The organism is Phytohabitans flavus (assembly GCF_011764545.1).
GTDB lineage: Bacteria > Actinomycetota > Actinomycetes > Mycobacteriales > Micromonosporaceae > Phytohabitans > Phytohabitans flavus.
In genome coordinates this window covers 5,312,478-5,330,652 of record NZ_AP022870.1, presented here as the reverse complement: position 1 = coordinate 5,330,652, position 18,175 = coordinate 5,312,478, and the positions used below count along the sequence as shown (strand labels likewise).

At 69.7% G+C, this 18,175-nt stretch carries 10 protein-coding genes and 1 pseudogene; 6 read left to right on the top strand and 5 right to left on the bottom strand.

The features are described 5' to 3' along the window. Window positions 1–138: 138 nt before the first annotated feature. Window positions 139–2,943 carry an aconitate hydratase gene (locus tag Pflav_RS23190; RefSeq protein WP_173038156.1) on the bottom strand — a complete coding sequence of 935 codons (2,805 nt, stop codon included), beginning with the start codon at window positions 2,941–2,943 and terminating at the stop codon, window positions 139–141. A gap of 302 nt (window positions 2,944–3,245) precedes the next feature. Further along, window positions 3,246–4,160, bottom strand: coding sequence for a serine/threonine dehydratase (locus tag Pflav_RS23185; protein ID WP_173038154.1), 915 nt, complete (start codon window positions 4,158–4,160; stop codon window positions 3,246–3,248). A 206-nt stretch (window positions 4,161–4,366) separates the two neighbouring features. On the opposite strand from Pflav_RS23185, the gene pulA reads away from it, so the two are divergent. After that, a complete protein-coding gene (gene pulA, locus Pflav_RS23180; RefSeq protein WP_232071804.1) occupies window positions 4,367–7,372 on the top strand; it encodes a pullulanase-type alpha-1,6-glucosidase in 3,006 nt (1,001 codons plus the stop codon). 884 nt (window positions 7,373–8,256) lie between these two features. Here the strand turns inward: pulA and Pflav_RS23175 are convergent. Continuing rightward, complete coding sequence (locus tag Pflav_RS23175; protein ID WP_173038152.1) at window positions 8,257–9,699, bottom strand: aminopeptidase P family protein; 1,443 nt, start codon at window positions 9,697–9,699, stop codon at window positions 8,257–8,259. Between the two features lie 64 nt (window positions 9,700–9,763). Here Pflav_RS23175 and asnB point away from each other — a divergent pair, with 64 nt between their 5' ends. The 5 genes and pseudogenes from asnB to Pflav_RS23150 all read left to right on the top strand — a co-directional run bounded on the left by asnB (window position 9,764) and on the right by Pflav_RS23150 (window position 16,327). After that, a complete protein-coding gene (asnB, locus tag Pflav_RS23170) occupies window positions 9,764–11,734 on the top strand; it encodes an asparagine synthase (glutamine-hydrolyzing) (protein WP_173038150.1) in 1,971 nt (656 codons plus the stop codon). Between the two features lie 112 nt (window positions 11,735–11,846). Next, entirely contained in the window at window positions 11,847–12,620 is a 774-nt protein-coding gene (locus Pflav_RS23165; RefSeq protein WP_173038148.1) for an SCO2525 family SAM-dependent methyltransferase, read from the top strand. Then, window positions 12,617–14,457: pseudogene (locus Pflav_RS48910) on the top strand (SCO2524 family protein). The gene Pflav_RS23165 and the pseudogene Pflav_RS48910 overlap by 4 nt, the downstream one beginning before the upstream one ends. A gap of 11 nt (window positions 14,458–14,468) precedes the next feature. Further along, entirely contained in the window at window positions 14,469–15,386 is a 918-nt protein-coding gene (locus Pflav_RS23155; protein ID WP_173038146.1) for an SCO2523 family variant P-loop protein, read from the top strand. Beyond that, complete coding sequence (locus Pflav_RS23150; RefSeq protein ID WP_232071800.1) at window positions 15,383–16,327, top strand: SCO2522 family protein; 945 nt, start codon at window positions 15,383–15,385, stop codon at window positions 16,325–16,327. The genes Pflav_RS23155 and Pflav_RS23150 overlap by 4 nt, the downstream gene beginning before the upstream one ends. A 9-nt stretch (window positions 16,328–16,336) precedes the next feature. Here the strand turns inward: Pflav_RS23150 and Pflav_RS23145 are convergent, their stop codons facing one another. Further along, window positions 16,337–17,236: a hypothetical protein gene (locus Pflav_RS23145; RefSeq protein ID WP_173038142.1), complete on the bottom strand. Its 900-nt coding sequence runs from the start codon at window positions 17,234–17,236 to the stop codon at window positions 16,337–16,339. Continuing rightward, window positions 17,233–18,156 (bottom strand): SCO2521 family protein, encoded by a 924-nt coding sequence (locus Pflav_RS23140; RefSeq protein WP_173038139.1) that lies wholly within the window; start codon window positions 18,154–18,156, stop codon window positions 17,233–17,235. Before Pflav_RS23140 ends, Pflav_RS23145 begins: the two co-directional genes overlap by 4 nt. Window positions 18,157–18,175 lie beyond the last annotated feature (19 nt).

Below are 18,175 nucleotides of genomic sequence, written 5' to 3'. Positions count from 1 at the left end.
GTTACTGTTACGAGACATAGCGTTCGATGGGATCTATTTGCCGCCGCAAAGGACTAGCCTCCGAACGCCGCCTGGTGCGTGAAAGTAGAGGGCCCGACCGCCGTCGCGGTCGGGCCCTTCAGCGTGCGTCATCGCAGGTCAGCTGGCCAGCATCTTCCGCAGTACGTACTGGAGGATGCCGCCGTGCCGGTAGTAGTCGGCCTCGCCGGGAGTGTCGATCCGCACCACGGCGTCGAACTCCACGCCCGCGTCGGTGCTCACCTTGACCGTGCGCGGCGTGGTGCCCTCGTTGAGCTGCTCCACCCCGGTGATCGTGAAGGTCTCGGTGCCCTCGAGCCCCAGCGTCTCGGCGGTCTCCCCGGTCGGGAACTGGAGCGGGAGCACGCCCATGCCGATGAGGTTAGAACGGTGGATGCGCTCGTACGACTCGGCGATCACCGCCCGCACGCCGAGCAGCATCGTGCCCTTGGCCGCCCAGTCGCGGGACGAGCCCGAGCCGTACTCCTTGCCGGCCAGGATCACCAGCGGGAGGCCAGCCTCCTGGTACGCCACCGAGGCGTCGTAGATCGTGGTCTGCTCGCCGGTGAGGTGGTTGACCGTGAAGCCGCCCTCGACGCCCGGCACGAGCTGGTTGCGCAGCCGGATGTTGGCGAACGTGCCCCGGATCATCACCTCGTGGTTGCCCCGGCGCGAGCCGTACGAGTTGAACTCGTGCCGCGCCACACCCCGCTCGGCCAGGTACTTTCCGGCGGGGGAGTCCGGCTTGATCGAGCCGGCCGGGGAGATGTGGTCGGTGGTCACCGAGTCGCCGAGGCGGGCCAGCACGCGCGCGCCGGCGATGTCGGTCACCGGCTCCGGCTCCGGCGCCATGCCCTCGAAGTACGGGGGCTTGCGCACGTACGTCGACTCGCCCTCCCACGAGAACGTGTCACCGGTCGGCGTGGGCAGCGACTGCCACCGCTCGTCGCCGGTGAAGACGTCCGCGTAGTCCCGGGTGAACATCTCGCTCGCGATCGCCTTGCCGATCACGTCCTCGATCTCGGCGGGGCTGGGCCAGATGTCGTTGAGGTACACCGGCTGCCCGTCCGACCCGTTGCCGAGCGGCTCGTTGGCGAGGTCGATGTCCATCGTGCCGGCCAGCGCGTACGCGACCACGAGCGGCGGCGACGCGAGGTAGTTCATCTTCACGTCGGGGTTGATGCGCCCCTCGAAGTTGCGGTTGCCGGAGAGCACCGACACCACGCTGAGGTCGGCCTCGTTGACCGCCGCCGATACCGCCTCGGGTAGCGGGCCGGAGTTGCCGATGCAGGTGGTGCAGCCGTAGCCGACCAGGTGGAAGCCGAGCTTCTCCAGGTACGGCGTGAGCCCGGCCCGCTCGTAGTAGTCCATGACCACTTTGGACCCCGGCGCGAGCGTGGTCTTCACCCACGGCTTGCGGGACAGTCCCTTGTCGACCGCGTTGCGGGCGAGCAGCGCGGCGCCGAGCATCACCTGCGGGTTGGAGGTGTTGGTGCACGAGGTGATCGCGGCGATCACCACCGCGCCGTGGTCGAGCTCGAACTCCGTGCCGTCGTCACCGGTCACCCGCACCGGGTTGGAGGCGCGCCCGTTGCTGCTGGCGGCGGCCGACACGACCGGGTCGCCGGCGACCGGGACGCCCGGCTCGCGCGGCTGGTCGTTGGGGTCGTCGGCGTGGCCGGGCGCGGGCGGGTCGCTCGCCGGGAAGGACTCCTCGGACGCCTCGTCGGCCGGGCCACTCTCCTGCACGTAGCTCTGCAAGGCGCTGCGGAACAGCGTCTTCGCGCTGCCCAGCGGCACCCGGTCCTGCGGGCGCTTGGGGCCGGCGAGCGACGGCTCGATCGTGGAGAGGTCGAGCTCCAGCCGTTCGGAGTAGTCGGGTTCGACGTCCGAGTCGTGCCACATGCCCTGGCGCTTGGCGTACGCCTCGACGAGCGCGACCTGCTGCGCCGTGCGCCCGGTCAGCTGTAGGTACCGGATCGTCTCGTCGTCGATCGGGAAGATCGCCACGGTCGAGCCGTACTCCGGGGACATGTTGCCGATCGTGGCCCGGTTGGCGAGCGGCACGGCGGCCACGCCCGGCCCGTAGAACTCCACGAACTTGCCGACCACGCCGTGCTTGCGCAGCATCTCGGTGATCGTGAGGACCAGGTCGGTCGCGGTGGTACCGGCCGGCGCCTCGCCGTGCAGCTTGAAGCCGACCACGCGGGGGATCAGCATGCTGACCGGCTGGCCGAGCATCGCCGCCTCGGCCTCGATGCCACCGACGCCCCAGCCGAGCACGCCGAGACCGTTGACCATCGTCGTGTGCGAGTCGGTGCCGACGACCGTGTCCGGGTACGCCTGGCCACCGCGCTCCATCACGGTACGCGCGAGGTATTCGATATTGACCTGGTGGACGATGCCGGTGCCCGGCGGGACCACCTTGAACTCGTTGAACGCCGTCTGGCCCCACCGCAGGAACTGGTAGCGCTCGCGGTTGCGCTCGTACTCCAGCTCGACGTTGCGTGCGAACGCGTCCTGGCGCCCGAACAGGTCCGCGATCACCGAGTGGTCGATGACCAGCTCGGCCGGCGCCAGCGGGTTGACCTTGGTGGCGTCGCCGCCGAGGTCGCGCACGGCCTCGCGCATGGTGGCGAGGTCGACGACGCACGGCACACCGGTGAAGTCCTGCATCAACACCCGGCTGGGCGTGAACTGGATCTCCACGCTCGGCTCGGCGGCGGGATCCCAGCTCCCGAGGGCCCGGATGTGCTCGGCGGTGATGTTGGCGCCGTCCTCGGTGCGGAGCAGGTTTTCGAGCAGGATCTTCAGGCTGTACGGCAGGCGTTCGTGCCCGTCCACCTTGTCGACCGCGAAGATCTCGTAGCTCGCGTCACCGACGTCGAGCTGGCTCTTGGCACCGAAACTGTCGAGACTCGCCACGTCGTGCTCCTTCCTGCCCAGTCGTCCACTGTCAGTCTTTCGCACGGGGGTGCCCAACGCTGCGATTAGGCAACCCTTAGAAACCGTACGTCCGTCTTGTTGGCGTGGCCCAGCCTACCCTGCCCGTGGCAGGTGTCACCCCGGGGGTACGAGAGATATTGAGCTACCGCGACGTCCGCGGTGGTCCGGACCGCTGCGCGGGGTCCCCGGGGAAACGTGGAGCGCAGCGGAGCGTTTTCTTGGGGTGCTTTCCCGCGGCGTCGCCCTCCGCGGTCCACGACCGACCGTCGCCGGGCCTTCGGTCAGGCGGCGGTCCAGGGGGCGTTGGCGCCGCAGAGGACCAGGCACGGGTGGTCGCCGGGGACCTCGCCGGCCAGCCAGGCGGCGAAGGGGGCGGCGGCCGCGGGCTCGACCGCCAGCCGGAACTCGTCCCACAGGCGGTCGCGGGCGGCCAGGATCCGCTTGTCCTCGACAAGCGCGAGGTGCAGGTTGGCGTCGCGGAGGATGGCGTGCGGGATGCGGCCGAGCCGGGTGGCGCCGAGCGCGGACGCGGCGATCGAGTCGACCGGGCTGTCGACGGGTTCGCCGGCGGCGATCGCGGCGTGCAGGCAGGCGCAGTTTTCCGGCTCCACACCGACGATCGTCGTGCCGGGCGCGGAGGCCAGGGCGATGCCGGAGATCAGGCCGCCGCCGCCGACCGCTACCCCCACCGTGTCGCACTCCGGGGCCTGCGTGGCGATCTCCAGGGCGATCGTCCCCTGGCCGGCCACCACCTCCGGGTCGTCGTACGCCGGCAGGTAGCGCAGGCCCTGCGTTTCCGCGAACGCCCTGGCGGCCGCCTCGGCCTCGGCGTACCGGCTGCCGTGGCGCACCACCTCGGCACCGGTGGCGGCGATGCGCGCGGCCTTGTCCGGCGGCACGGTCTCCGGCACGTAGATCGTGGCGCGGGTGCCGAGCCGAGCCGCGGCCGTCGCTACGCCGATACCGTGGTTTCCACCCGACGCGGTGACGACGGCACCGCCAAGCCCGCCGCCGAGTAGGGCGTTGAGCGCGCCGCGGACCTTGAACGAGCCCGTGAGCTGTAGGTGCTCCAGCTTGAACGTCACCGGCCGGCCGTCCACCACGGTGGGGTACACGGGAGTGCGTCGTACGTACGGCGCGATCCGTCCGGCAGCCGCCGCCACATCGCCGGCGACAGGCAGCACCAACTCGACCATCGAACCCTCCTGGAACACGCCGCCTCGGCGAGGACCGAGCCGGAAAGAAGCACCGCTACCAGCCAAGCACGAGATCACCGCGAAAGCGGAGCGGTTCTCCCGACAGGCTCGCCAACGGTACGCCCGGCAGGGTGAGCCGCCGGCCATGGTCGAATCGGTCTGCGAACATCGCAGTGGCGTGTTCCGGCGAGGGGAGGACGGCACCGGTGCGGTCCCGGGCGAGCGCGGCCACACCCCCGCCGGGTGGTGGCCCGGACCGGTTTGTCGTGCACTACAAGCGCCCCGCCGGCGGGTACGACGACTGGGGCCTCTACACCTGGGGGGACGTCGACCCGGCGTGGCAGACGCGGTGGCCGGCTGGGCAGCCATTCGTGCGCGAGGACGCGTACGGGCGGTTCGCCTGGGTCAAGCTCAGGCCGGGCGCGAAGTATGTCGGCTTCCTCGTGGTCAGCTCCGCCGGTGTGAAGGACGTCGAGGCCGATCGCTTCGTCGACGTGACAAGTCACAGCGAGGTGTGGGTGCGGCAGGGGGACCCGAGGGTTTCCAGCCAGGACGGGTCGCCGGTCGAGGGTGGCGTGGCGCTCGTCCAGTACTGGCGGACGCACGGGGACTGTGACCTGTCCAAGGCGCGGGGACACTGGATCGACAGGGGCGGCGCCGCCTGGGAGATCCCGTCGACGGACGGAAAGCGGTACGCGCTCGCGGTCGCGCCGGCCGGTGGGCTGTCCATCGTGGACGATGAGCTGGCTGGGGAGTACACCACGATCCCGCTGACCGCCGAGCGTGTCGGGCTCACCGAGAAGCAGCGCGAGCGGTTTCCGCACCTGCGGCGGTACGCGTTGCTCGGACTCTCCAAGAAGGACCGTTCGCGGGTCGTCGAGGCCCTGCGCGGGCAGGTCGTGGTGACCGAGCGGGACCACGCGGGCAAGCTGCTCGCGGCCACCGGCGTGCAGCTCCCCGGCGTGCTCGACGACGTCTACGCCGGCAGGGCGACAAAGGCGGTGCTCGGCCCGACCGTCAAAGGCGACCGGGCCACGCTCGCTGTGTGGGCGCCGACCGCTCGCTCGGTGACGCTGGAGCTGTACGACACACCATCGGGCACCCCGAGCGTCACGCCGATGCACCGCGACGACAGGTCCGGGGTCTGGTCGGCGACCGGCCCGTGGGAGGGGAAGTACTACAAGTACCGGGTCGAGGTCTGGCAGCCGGCCGTCCAGCGGGTGGTCACCGCCTCGGTCACCGACCCGTACTCGGTCGCGCTCGCGGCTGACTCGACGCACAGCCTCGTGGCCGACCTGACTGATTCGGCACTCAGCCCGCCCGGCTGGGGCCGGCTGCGCAAGCCGCCGGCGGTACCCGCTACCCGTACCCAGATCACCGAGCTCTCGGTCCGCGACTTCTCGATCGCCGACGCGTCGGTGCCGGCCGAGCAGCGCGGCACCTACGCGGCGTTCACCGGCGGGGGAGTGGGCGCGACACACCTGAGGATGCTCGCGGAGGCCGGGGTGACGCATGTGCACCTGCTGCCCGCGTTCGACTTCGCCACGATCCCCGAGCGCCGCGCCGACCAGGCGACACCCCCGTGCGACCTGGCCGCCCTGCCGCCAGACTCGGACAAGCAGCAGGCGTGCGTAGCCGGGGTCGCCGACCGGGACGGCTACAACTGGGGCTACGACCCGCTGCACTACACGGTCCCCGAGGGTGGGTACGCGGTCGACCCGCACGGGACAGCGCGGACGCGCGAGTTCCGGGAAATGGTGGCCGCGCTCAACGGCAGCGGGCTGCGCGTGGTGATGGACGTTGTCTACAACCACACCATGGCGTCCGGTGTGGACGATCGCTCGGTGCTCGACCAGATCGTGCCCGGCTACTACCACCGACTCCTGCTGGACGGCGCCGTCGCCAACTCCACCTGTTGCAGCAACACCGCGCCCGAGCACGCGATGATGGGCAAGCTGGTGGTCGACTCGGTCGTCACCTGGGCCCGGAAGTACAAAGTGGACGGTTTCCGCTTCGACCTGATGGGCCACCACCCGCGCGGCAACATCCTCGCGGTGCGCGCGGCGCTCGACCGCCTCACGCTCCGGCGCGACGGTGTCGACGGCAAGGCGATCCTGCTGTACGGCGAGGGGTGGGACTTCGGCGAGGTGGCCGGGGGAGCGCGGTTCACGCAGGCGACCCAGGCCAACATGGCCGGCACCGGGATCGCCACGTTCAACGACAGACTGCGGGACGCCGTGCGCGGCGGTGGGCCGTTCGACGCCAACCCGCGGCAGCAGGGCTTCGCCTCCGGGCTGTACACCGACCCGAACGGCGACCCGATCAACGGCTCGGCCGACGAGCAGCGCCGCCGGCTGCTGCACCAGCACGACCTGATCAAGGTGGGGCTGAGCGGCAACCTGGCCGGCTACCGCTTCCCGGACACGTCGGGGAGGTTCGTCTCCGGTGCGGAGGTCGACTACAACGGCTCGCCGGCCGGGTACACGAAGGCGCCCGGCGAGGCGGTCACGTACGTCGACGCGCACGACAACGAGATCTTGTACGACGCGCTGGCGTACAAGCTGCCGCAGGCGACCAGCCCGACCGACCGGGCTCGCATGCAGGTGCTCGCGCTCGCCACGGTCGTCCTCGGGCAGGGCATCGGCTTCGTCACCGCGGGCTCGGAGCGGCTGCGCTCGAAGTCGCTGGACCGCAACTCGTACAACTCGGGGGACTGGTTCAACCACATCCGGTGGGACAGCGCGGACGGCAACGGGTTCGGCGCCGGGCTCCCGCCAGCCGCGGACAACCAGGACAAGTGGGAGTACGCCCGGCCGCTGCTCGCCGACCCGGCGCTGGTAGCGGACCGCGCGGCGATGGAGCTGGCGCAGGCGCGGTACGCCGAGCTGCTCCGCATCCGCGCCTCGTCGCCGCTGTTCTCGCTGGGTACCGCCGCCGAGGTGCAGAAGAACCTGGCGTTTCCGCTATCCGGCCCGCTGGAGGTACCCGGCGTGATCACGATGCAGCTCGGCGCCGGCGCGGTGACCGTCGTCTTCAACGCCACGAAGGCCACGGTCACCCAGCCGGTCCCGGGCATGCCCGGCGTGGACGTGTCCCTGCACCCGATCTTGCGCCGATCCGCCGACCCGTTGCTCCGCACGGCGACGTTCGACTCCGCGACTGGCACATTCACAGTGCCCCCGCGCAGCGTCGCCGTCTTCGTGCGCCGCTAGCCGATCTTCCTCCGCGGACCTTCCACAATGGAGATTTGAGCTACCGCGACGCCCGTCGTGCTCCAGACCGTCGCTCCCGCGGCCTTACCCTCCGCGATTCACAACCCAACCCGGCCTCGCGGCCGCGCCCACTGCGCCGCCGGCGCAGGACCAGGCCTGGATTGCTCGCCGACCGCATTTGCTCTGTCCGAATAGGAGCACCGCGCCGTGCCCCCGATTTGAAGCCTGCGGCACGCGGACAAAACCGGCCAAGCGCCCTACAGGAGGTGTCGCAGTGGTCAAGCCCGAGAGATCTAGAGACTTTCCGGAGTCGGGGAAGTTGGTGGCGTCCACAATGGTGGTCGCAGGATCGAGATCGAGCTGCGGAGAGAGGGGCGTGGCCTTGATCGTTGGATGCTCTGCTTTTGTCCGTGGCGAAAATTGCCCCTCCGGGGAAATTTTTCGCCACAATCGCAAGGTGGTGGGGTCGCTCTGCGTCGCTAGGGTTTGCGGTTACCCCGTTTCTTGCCTCCGGCGGGGATCTCCGGCCTCCGGGATGGCACCACAAGGGTGGGTGCAGGGTGCGCGACTGGCGTCGCTGCTGGTGGTGATCTCGCCAGTGATCGTTCGCCCGATACCTACACGCCACGCCGACCGTGGCGCGGATTCTGGGCGAACGATCACGGCGAGGATGGCTCGTCGGGCTTTGGGAAGACTTGTTGCTGCCAGGGCAACCACAAGTCTTCACAAAGCCACATCGATGACCCCGACTCCGGGTCTGCCCGCGCCGCCGGTCGCAAGGCCGGCAGTGGTTGTGAAGCGCGGAGGGTGAGGCTGCGGGAGCAGCGGTCCGGACCACCGCGGACATCGCGGTAGCCCAATGTCTGTCGTGGAATTTTCGGATCTTAGGCGGGCAGGCGGGGGCCGGCCTCGCGCTGGGCGGCGAGCCAGGCTTCGACCTCGTCGGAGCTCCTCGGGAGGCCGTTGGAGAGGACGATCGCGCCCTCCTGGGTGATCAGCACGTCGTCCTCGATCCGGATGCCGATGCCGCGCAGCTCGGCCGGGACCAGTTCGTCCTCGGGCTGGAAGTAGAGGCCGGGCTCGACGGTCAGCACGTACCCCTCGTCCAGCTGGCCCTCCCGGTACTTCTCCTTGCGGGCCCGCGCGCAGTCGTGGACGTCCGTGCCGAGCATGTGCCCGAAGCCGTGCAGCGTCCACCGGCGGTACAGCGTCGACTCCTTGTCCATGGCCTCGTCGACGCTCACCGGCAGGATGCCCAGCGCGTGCAGGCCCTCGGCGAGCACCCGCATGCACGCCTGGTGTACGTCCTTGAAGTTGACGCCCGGCTTGATCGAGTCGATGCCGGCCTGCTGCGACTCGTACACGATGTCGTAGACCTGCCGCTGTAGCGGGGTGAACGTGCCGGAGATCGGCACCGTGCGGGTCACGTCCGCGGTATAGAGGTGGTGCCCCTCCACGCCCATGTCCATCAGCAGCAGCTCGCCGGGAAGGGTGGCGCCGTGGTTGTGCGTCCAGTGCAGGATCGTGCCGTGCGCGCCGGCGCCGACGATCGAGCTGTAGCCGACACCGTTGCCGTCGTGCCGGGCGCGCAGCGCGAAGACCCCCTCGATCAGCCGCTCGGAGACGGCCCGGTCGGCGGGGAGGACGCGGGCGACGTCCTCGAAGCCGCGTACCGTCGCCTCGATCGCCGCCCGCAGCTGGGCGAGCTCCCACTCGTCCTTGACCAGCTTGAGCTCGGCGATCACCTGGGCCACCTCGCCGTCGCGGGTGCCGGGCTCGTCGGTGTCGTACGGCTGGACGCCCGCGTCGACCACGTGGTCGACACCGCGCAGCACCCGGGTCCGCCCGGGCGGCAGGTCGGCCAGCGCGCTCGTGAGCTCGGACTTGGCTGCGGTCTGGATGCCCAGCTCGGTGGCCTTCTCGCCGAGCGTCTGGCGGCGCCCGACCCACAGCTCGCCCTGGCGGCTGCGGAAGAACTCGTCGCTGTCGCGGGACGCGCGGGTCTCGGTGTAGAGGACCCCTTCCCCGCCCGGGTGCAGCACGAGCACGCTGCCGGGGTCGTAGTCGCCGGTCAGCCACGCGAAGTCGCTGCCGGGCCGGAATGGGTGGTTGGTGTCGTTCGCCCGTACCCGCTCGTGGCCGGTAGGGACGACGATGATCTCGCCGGGGAAGGCCGAGGAGAGGGCGGCGCGGCGCCGGGCGTGGTGGCCCGCCTGCGGCCGCTCGGGTACCGGCATGGGGTCGTTCCGCCAGCCGGTACGCATGAACTCCAGGAGCTTCTCCGGGTAGTCGGGGTCGTGTGACTCAGTTTTGGGCTTCTCGCTCATATCTGACCCTCCCGTATTCCCGGATTTCCAGCGTCAGACGTTACCCGGTGCCAGAATGGCGCATATGTGCGGAATTCTGGCCTTCTTCTCTACTCGGGGCGATGCGGGCGCGCATCGGGATGCGATCGCGGGCGCGCTCGAGTGCCTGCACCATCGCGGGCCGGACGAGACGGGCATTGAGATGGTTTCCGCGCGGCGTGAGCCTGGCGCGGAAGGGGCAGCGGTGGTCTCCGCTGATGCCATTTTCGCGCACAAGCGGCTGTCGATCATCGACGTGGCGTCGAGCCACGAGCCGCTTTCGTACGCCGACGGCCGCTACGTGTTGACCTTCAACGGCGAGATCTACAACTACCTGGAGCTGCGCGAGGAGCTGGCCCGAGAGCACGGCGCGGCCTTCGCGACCCTGGGCGACGCCGAGGCCGTGGTGGCCGGCTACCACTACTGGGGTGAGCAGGTGCTGACCCGGCTGCGCGGCATGTTCGCGTTTGTGATCTGGGACCGCGAGAAGCGGCAGGCGTTCGGCGCCCGCGACTACTTCGGCATCAAGCCGATGTACTACATGGAGACTCCCGCCGGCCTGTACCTGGCCTCGGAAAAGAAGGCGCTGCTGGAGTTGGCCGACACGCTCCCGGTCGACGCGGCCAGCCTCTCCCATTACCTGACGCTTCAGTACGTGCCCGAGCCGCGCACCCTCCACGAGGGGATCCAGCGCATCGGCTCCGGCGAGCTGCTCCGTTGGACGCCCGGCGGCAAGGTCGAGGTCGAGCGTTGGTTCCGGCCGGTCTTCCGTCCGGCGCCGGTCGACGACGAGCAGAAGGTCTTCGACCGGATCCGCGAGACGCTGCGCGACAGCGTGCGGGTGCACATGCGGGCCGACGTGCCGGTCGGCGCGTTCCTGTCCAGCGGTATCGACTCGACCGCGATCGTGGCGCTGGCCCGCGAGTTCAACCCGAACATCCTGACCTTCACGGTCGGTTTCGACGTCGACGGGTACTCGGAGGTCGGCGTGGCCCAGGACTCGGCCCGCCACCTCGGCGTCACCACGATCCCGACGATGCTCGGCCCGCAGGACATGATGGACACGCTCCCCAAGATCGTGTGGCACCTCGACGACCCGGTCGCCGACCCGTCGCTGGTACCGCTCTACTTCGTGGCGAAGAAGGCCGCCGAGCACGTCACGGTGGTGCTCTCGGGCGAGGGCTCGGACGAGTTCTTCGGCGGGTACACGATCTACCGCGAGCCGCTCTCACTCCACACGCTCCAGCGGCTGCCCGACCCGATGCAGCGCGGCCTGCGCGCGGTGTCCCGCGTGATGCCGCGCGGGGTCAAGGGCAAGAGCTTCCTGGAACGCGGTACGACGCGGATCGAGGACCGGTACTACGGCAACGCGCGCATGTTCGCCGAGGCGGAGAAGCGCGAGCTGATGAGGCGCAACGACGGCTCGGTGCGGTACACGGACGTCACCGCCCCGATCTACGCCGAGTGCGTCGAACTCGACGACGTAACCAAGATGCAGTACGTCGACCTGCACACCTGGCTGCGCGGCGACATCCTGGTCAAGGCCGACCGGATCTCCATGGCGCACTCGCTGGAGGTGCGCGTGCCGTTCCTGGACAAGGAGGTCTTCGAGGTCGCGTCCACGCTGCCGGTCGAGCTCAAGCTGCCACCACGTTCCAACGCGACGAAGTACGCGCTGCGCCGCGCCCTGGACGGCGTGGTGCCACCACCCATCGTGAACCGGCGCAAGCTGGGCTTCCCCACGCCGACCCGGGTGTGGCTGCGCGGCGAGATGTACGAGTGGGCCCGGAACATTCTGGCCACCTCTGGGGCGGGGGAGCTGCTGGATCTCGGGTACGCGCAGAAGCTGCTGGAGGAACACCGCCGCGGCGAGGCCGACCACTCCCGCAAGGTCTGGACTGTGCTTGTCTTCTGCATCTGGTACGGCGTCTTCGTCGACCGTTCGATCGACCCGGGCATCGAGCGCAACCCGTCGGCCCTGCTAGCCAAGCCAGCAATCGGCTCGATGGCGCGGTAGCGCCAACGAGACGTTCCGTATCGACCTGGTCACCGGTAGAGTACGGAGGGCAGCCACGGCCAACCTGTTACAGCGCGCCGACAGCTGAGTTGCCGGCGACGGGAGAAGCCGCGTGGCGTCGAGAGCGTCCCACTCCTCCAGCGCAAATTCGGTCCAGCCCTGGGACGCCTTCGACACTGGCTGGTATCTGACCCACAACTACGGGACGCTGCGCGACGACGACCAGGAGATCATCCATCGAACGGGCGATCACTTCGCGGCGACCTGCGGCGGCGCTGGCCGGGGTATCGACGTCGGCACCGGAGCAAACCTCTACCCGGCGCTGACCATGCTGCCGTACTGCGAGGAGTTGACACTTTCGGATCGAGCCAGCTCCAACGTGGATTGGCTGCGCCGCGAGGTGATGGATTACTCGGCCCTCTGGGACAGGTACTGGGCTGAGCTGGCCGGCAAGGGCCGGTACAGCCCGGTGGTCGATCCGCGGGCCGCGCTGGCCCGGGTCGCTACCGTGCGGCAGGGCGACATCTTCCGGCTTCCCGCCGCCCGGTGGGACATCGGCACGATGTTCTTCGTCGCGGAGTCTCTGTCCAGCGAGCGAGCCGAGTTCGAGCTGGCCGTCGCCAAGTTCGTCTGCTGCCTCGTGCCCGGTGCACCGTTCGCCGCGGCCTTCATGGCGCACTCCCACGGATACCTTGTCGGCGACCGGACGTTTCCGGCGGTGGCGATCGGTGTCGATGACGTCGCGCGATCCCTTGAGGGCATCGCCCATAATGTGCACATCACAAAGATCGCGACCACGGCGCCACTCCGGCAGGGATACGACGGCATGATCCTGGTGCTCGGCCATGCCGGTGCCACGGCGCCAGGAGGGGAGGGGCGCCGATGAAGATCCAGCCCCGGCAGCAGCTCCTCGACATCTGGCAGGCGACCGTCCGAGCGTCCTTCCAGGACGGCAAGTGGAGCTGGGGTGGTCGAAACCGGACCAACTCCATCAGTGACGCCGAGCAACTGCTCTCCATCCTCCTGCCGGCGACCGAGATTTCGTTCTTCCAGCTCGAGCAGCCGAACGAGACGGCCGACGACGTGCTGGCCGCGCTGCGCGGGCTCGGTGACGCGGTCGAGGTGCCACAGGTGCTCGTCCGGGTCATCACCGACTACATGGAGCGGTACACCGACGCGTCGGGTACGCCGACCTTCGCCGGCGACACATATTTCCGCTGCGCCGAAAACGACGGGGATCCAACCGCCGCGCAGGCTTCGATCGACGTCGTCGATTCGTTCGCCATGTCCGTGACGCTGTCGCTGGCGACGATGAGCTTCGTGCGCGGATTCCGGAGGGAGGTCCGCCGCGAGAGCCTGCGCTCGGAGATCGACCGTCTTGAGGCGATGGCGAGCAAGCGGCTCAGCGCCGCCCTGGTCGGGTTGCTGCGCAGTTTCACGATCAGCGTGATGGACGCTGACTCCGCCGAGGGGCAGCAGCTGATCCGCACCACCAACCAGCAGGGCCTGCCTGTCCGGCAGGTGATCGAGGAGCTCCGTGTGGCGTTGCGCCAGGTGCGCGCCGCCCTGCGCGAGATCACGATCGGATTCGAGATGGACACGAGCGAGTTGCTCGACAACCCCAACCGGCTCTTCGAGTGCGGCTGGTCGTGGGGATCGTCAAGGACGCACCAATCGTCAGGACCAACGAGGACGTGGGCGAGCAGCCCGGGGGAGTCGCCCAGGCCGCGCCATACCTCTACTTCTCCGTGGTGGCGCTGGACGCGATCGAAGGACTCTTCTCCGAGCGCACCCGGCTCTTGGCGCTGCTCAACGAGGAGCAGCAGCGGCTCGCGAGGGCGCTTCAACTGCGCTGGGACCTCACGCAGACGTACTGGTCGACGATCGCCAGTTTCGGGGGTGGGCGGTGGCCGGTCGAAGACATTCCATGGCGCACCACGGACGGCTTGGAGTCCGACTACTTCAGCCTGCTGGTGACCGCGGTAACCGCGCAGGACCTGGCCAACCGAAGGGCAACGGACAGCGATCTGGCCCGCGTGGGCGACCTCCTCGCCGAGTTGGCCAACCGGGCGCGGATCACCAGACGGCCGTATGCGGATGACGACGCCCTGACCATGCACTACCCCGGCGTCGAGCTGCACCTCGTCGGCAGCGAGGAGTTGGGCCCGGCACGCCTGGCCTGGCTTGCCGCGGACTTCTCGCCGCTGCTGATGAAGCGGACGCTCCGCATCGCCGAGATGATGCACGACCCGGAGCGGCGCGGCCAGCTTCTGCGCTTTGTGGACACGATCTGGGACCACCTGTCGCGGCGCCGGCTCAGGGACGGTGCGGCCCGCGACCTGTGGGATCAGCCCGCTGGCGTCTATGGACAGCTGCCGGTGCAGGACGAGGCGGCCTCCTGGTACTACACCGAGCGGGTGGTGGAAAGCCTGACCGCCGCGGCTCGGCTGGTGAGCCGGCCGCCGCTGAAAAGCGAGCGCGCCAGCGGGATCGCCGACGACCTGCTCACCGAGGCGGAGCACCTGTACGACCAGGAACTGCTCAGCGGGTCCGGTGAGGCCGGTCCGGCGATGCGGCGTGTGCTGCATACGATGCGTTTGTCACTGGAGCGGGCCAGGTCCATCCGGACCACCCGGCCCGCCACGGCGGTCGCTTTGATCAGCGAGGTGTTGCGCGATCTGGACGGGCTCGCCGCCGCCCGGCGCGACGCCCAGACCCCGTAGCGGGGCTCGGAATGCTCATATTCGCGACCTCTGACAAGGGTGGCACCGGCCGTTCCGTCACGAGCTGCAACATCGGTTACCGACGGTCGCTACTGGGTAGTGACACCTGCTACCTCGACTTCGACTTCGGGTCACCGACCGCAGGCACCATCTTCAACGTCCCCGATGTCGGCCGCGGCACGACCAGAGGGGGCCTGCACTCATATCTGCTGGGTAAGGTGTCCGACCCGCACCCGGTGGACATCTGGACCGAGTCCGACCGGGCGAGCCTGCGTGCGCGGCCACCTGGTGCGGGCCGGCTCGTACTGTTCCCAGGCGACGCTGGCGGAAGCGAGTTCGCCGCCGACAGCGACCGAGTACGCCGCTGCGTCCGGCTGTTCCTCCGGCTGGACGAGGAGTTCGACGTGACCTTGGTGGACCTCAGCGCCGGGCGCTCGTACGCCACCGAGATCGTGCTGGCGGCGACGGCCACGCCGGAGTTGCGCCGGGTCGTCTCCCGGTGGCTGGTCTTCCACCGGTGGACCCGGCAGCACATCATCGCGGCGGCCGGCCTGGTGTACGGAGAACGCGGCATCCTCGACGCCGGTCCGGCGTATGGCCACGACCGGGAGCGGCTCGCCGACTCCATCCGGTTCGTGCGAACGGCAGTGGTCGACCCCAACTCGCCAGAGCTCGACGGGCTGCGCGCCGCGCAGGTGGCGTGGCTGCGGGACTGTAACCGGGACCTCCAGGAGCTCGCGACGGCGTGGCGCGTCGGACGGACGCTGTTGATGGGCTCGGTGCCGCTGGACCCGGTCCTGCAGTGGCGTGAGCAGTTGATCTCAGACAACGACGTATTCGCGCGGCAGATCGCGAACAGGGAGACCGTCGAAGCGTTCGAGACGCTCGCCAAGAAGGTTACCGACGACGCGGCATGGGAGGGGCTGTGACCTCCACCGAGACCGCGGTATTCCTGGAGGCGTCGGCGGACGGCAGCGTCGACGCGGTGCCACTGTCCCACCTGTCGATCGAGCTTGGCCACCTCTACGCGGAGGACCTGCGGCAGGGCGCGGACGGCTTGCGCCGGCATCTGGCCCAGGCCGCGCCGTGGGCCCGCGCGGCGGCCGCGGCGTGCGGCGAAGAGGTCAGCCCGGCCACCGCGCGGATCAGCACGTGCTTTCTGGTCGATGACTACTTCACCCAACCCGCACCGCCGAGCGAACTGTTGCCGCAACTCGTCGATGCCGCCCGCGACCTCGGTCTCCGGGTCGACTACCTGGTCCGCGAGTCGGCGTGTGCCGACCTCGCCCGGATCGTGGAGGCTCTCGTCGTCACCGAGCCGAGCCCGGGGACGAACGGTTCACGCCCGCCGGCCTCCGAGATCGGCTGGCTGTGCAACGGGCAGCGCTCGCCCGCGCCACACGCGTTGGAGGCGATGTCCCGGCCCGGTGGCTGGCAGCCGCCGAAAGAGAACGCGGCCAACCAGCACTCGATCTTCGTGGACGTGGAGTTGTGGGACGAGAGGGGCGGGCGGCGTACGTGGTCGTGCGCATTCCTCGCGGCCGTGTGGCAGCTCGCTCGCCTGGGTCTGATCCGCGACGCCGGTCGCAACCCGCTGCCTCCCGAGCGCGTCGACGGCGACTATCCGGAACGCTGGGCGGCCCTGCCGCCGATCGTCAAGCTCACCGCCGACGCGCGGCCTTTCTCCGCGCATCACACGTTTTCGGTGCTCGCCGGTCGCTTCCTGCCGATCGAGCACGCGGTCCGCACGATCCTCTCCCAGGTTGCGATTCAGGAGGGGGTGCTGAGCCAGGCCACCGAGAGGGCGACCGCCGAAGGCCTGGAGCTGCCCGCCATGCCGCTCGACCGGATCCGGTACGCGTTCGTGTAGAAGCTCGCGTCACCCAGGTTCGGCCCAGCCGTGGGCGGCTGCGAGGCGGCGTACCGCCGCGATCAGCGCCGTGGTCGAGGCAACGGCGGCCTGCGACTGTTCCACCTGCTCGTCGATGCCGGCGACGATGGCGTAGTGGCTGCCTGAGAAGTATCGGGACAGCGGGCGGAGGTCGTCGGCGGTCAGCAGGGCCTCCATGGCGCGAACCAGCTCGTCATCCAGCTCACCGGGGTCCCAGTAACTGACCGAAGCGGCCGTGAGTAGGCGCCCGATCTCCTTTGTGTCCTCCGTGGAGATCCAGCCGAGCTGCTGGCGCACCATGTGCGGCTGGACATGCTCCCGCATGAACCTCCACCGCGTCGCCGCGTCGTGCAGCAGGCGTTGGGCCCGCTCCTGGGAGACCAGCGTGCGCGACCAGAGCTCGTGGACTTCTCGCCATTCGCCGACCGCGGCGGCGAGGAGGGGTTGGCTGCGGTTGTCCTGCGCCGCGGGAAGCAGTTCGTCGTCGAGCTTCCGCAGCCGGTCGGCCAGCTGGTCCAGGTCGGTGGCATCCGGGGCCAGGCCGGTGATGTCGTGCAGGATGTCCCGGACCGTCGCCTTGGCGAGCAGCGCCACGCCGCGCTGGTCACGCTTCTGCGTCTCGTTGGCCGCGAACCCTTGGAAGACCACCAGCGCCAGCGGCACGCTGAACAGCGCGCCCGTCACGGTCGAGGCGACGTTGGTCAGGAAGGGCATGCTTTCCCACCAGCCGGCGAAGTCGCCGATCGCGCCGAGGACGGTCGCCGCGCCGCCGGCGCCCCACATCGCGACGCAGGCGATCCGGAGCGACGGGCTGGCGTTGGACCAGGACCGGCGCAGCCACGAGCCGCCGGCCTCAAGGGCGCCCTCGTCAGGCGGAGGCCCGCTCATCGCCGTGCCAGCCCGGGATCGTCGTCAGGCAGGTCCAGCGACGGGATCGCCCCGGCGTCCATCTGGTCACGTACCCGCTGGACGCAGGCAAGCCACTGCCGGCTGAGCCCGGACCGCTGCTCCAACAGCTGCCAAAGCGGCAGGAACTGCTCCGGGATCCGGGCCGCGGGCATCCACAGGTGCAGTAGGTGGTCGACTGCGGGCCGCAGCCGATGGACGACGCGACGGCGAGCGTTTACGCCGATCCCGCTGCGCTCCAGGAGCCTCAGCAGTGTCGTGAGTAGCCAGTCGTGCCGTGCGAGATCCTCGCAGAGGCGTACCGCGTCGTGCATCTCGTCCTCTGGGACTTCGAGGTAGGCAGTCCGGAGGGTGCTGTTGACGACGGTGAACCGGATGGTCCGGCTGGGCGCTGCCACGGCGCTCCAGCGGAATTCGGTGCGGGCAATGCGGAACGGCGGGCGGCGGTCGACGTCCGGCCGGCTCTGCACCGCGTCCATCAGTCGCGCGGACACGCTGGCGAGGTCGAGGCGCGCCGCGTCCCGACCGTCAGCGAGGAAGCCGGTGGCGAGGTCCTCCGTGCCCATCTTGCCGATGAGTTCCACCCGGCCCGGGCGGGAGAGGTAGTGCGCCCACTGCATCCGGCGGGTGTGCCGGCTGGGGCCCAGCACGGCGTACGAGGAGCCTTGCAGGACGTGGCCGCCGGTCAGGGTGGCGCGCGAGGCGATCGTGCCGACGCCGCGGACCTGACCGCCGGCGGCGCCGGCCAAGGTGCAGTCCACGCCGGTGAGCACCTCCGGCGACTCGGCGTACGAGATCGGCCGCTCGGATATGCGCACGCGCCCGCCGGGGGCGAGCCGGAGTATCTCGGCCGATATCGCGGTGCTCACCGCCCCGGCGTTCTGGAGTAGACCGGTGTGCACCTCGCCCAGGATCAGCGCT

What these genes read in the sequence shown, in the direction of transcription:
- Pflav_RS23185 (WP_173038154.1), bottom strand. Translation starts at nt 4,160, where the DNA reads ATGGTCGAGTTGGTGCTGCCTGTCGCCGGCGATGTGGCGGCGGCTGCC.
- Pflav_RS23175 (WP_173038152.1), bottom strand. Translation starts at nt 9,699, where the DNA reads ATGAGCGAGAAGCCCAAAACTGAGTCACACGACCCCGACTACCCGGAG.
- asnB (WP_173038150.1), top strand. Translation starts at nt 9,764, where the DNA reads ATGTGCGGAATTCTGGCCTTCTTCTCTACTCGGGGCGATGCGGGCGCG.
- Pflav_RS23155 (WP_173038146.1), top strand. Translation starts at nt 14,469, where the DNA reads ATGCTCATATTCGCGACCTCTGACAAGGGTGGCACCGGCCGTTCCGTC.
- Pflav_RS23145 (WP_173038142.1), bottom strand. Translation starts at nt 17,236, where the DNA reads ATGAGCGGGCCTCCGCCTGACGAGGGCGCCCTTGAGGCCGGCGGCTCG.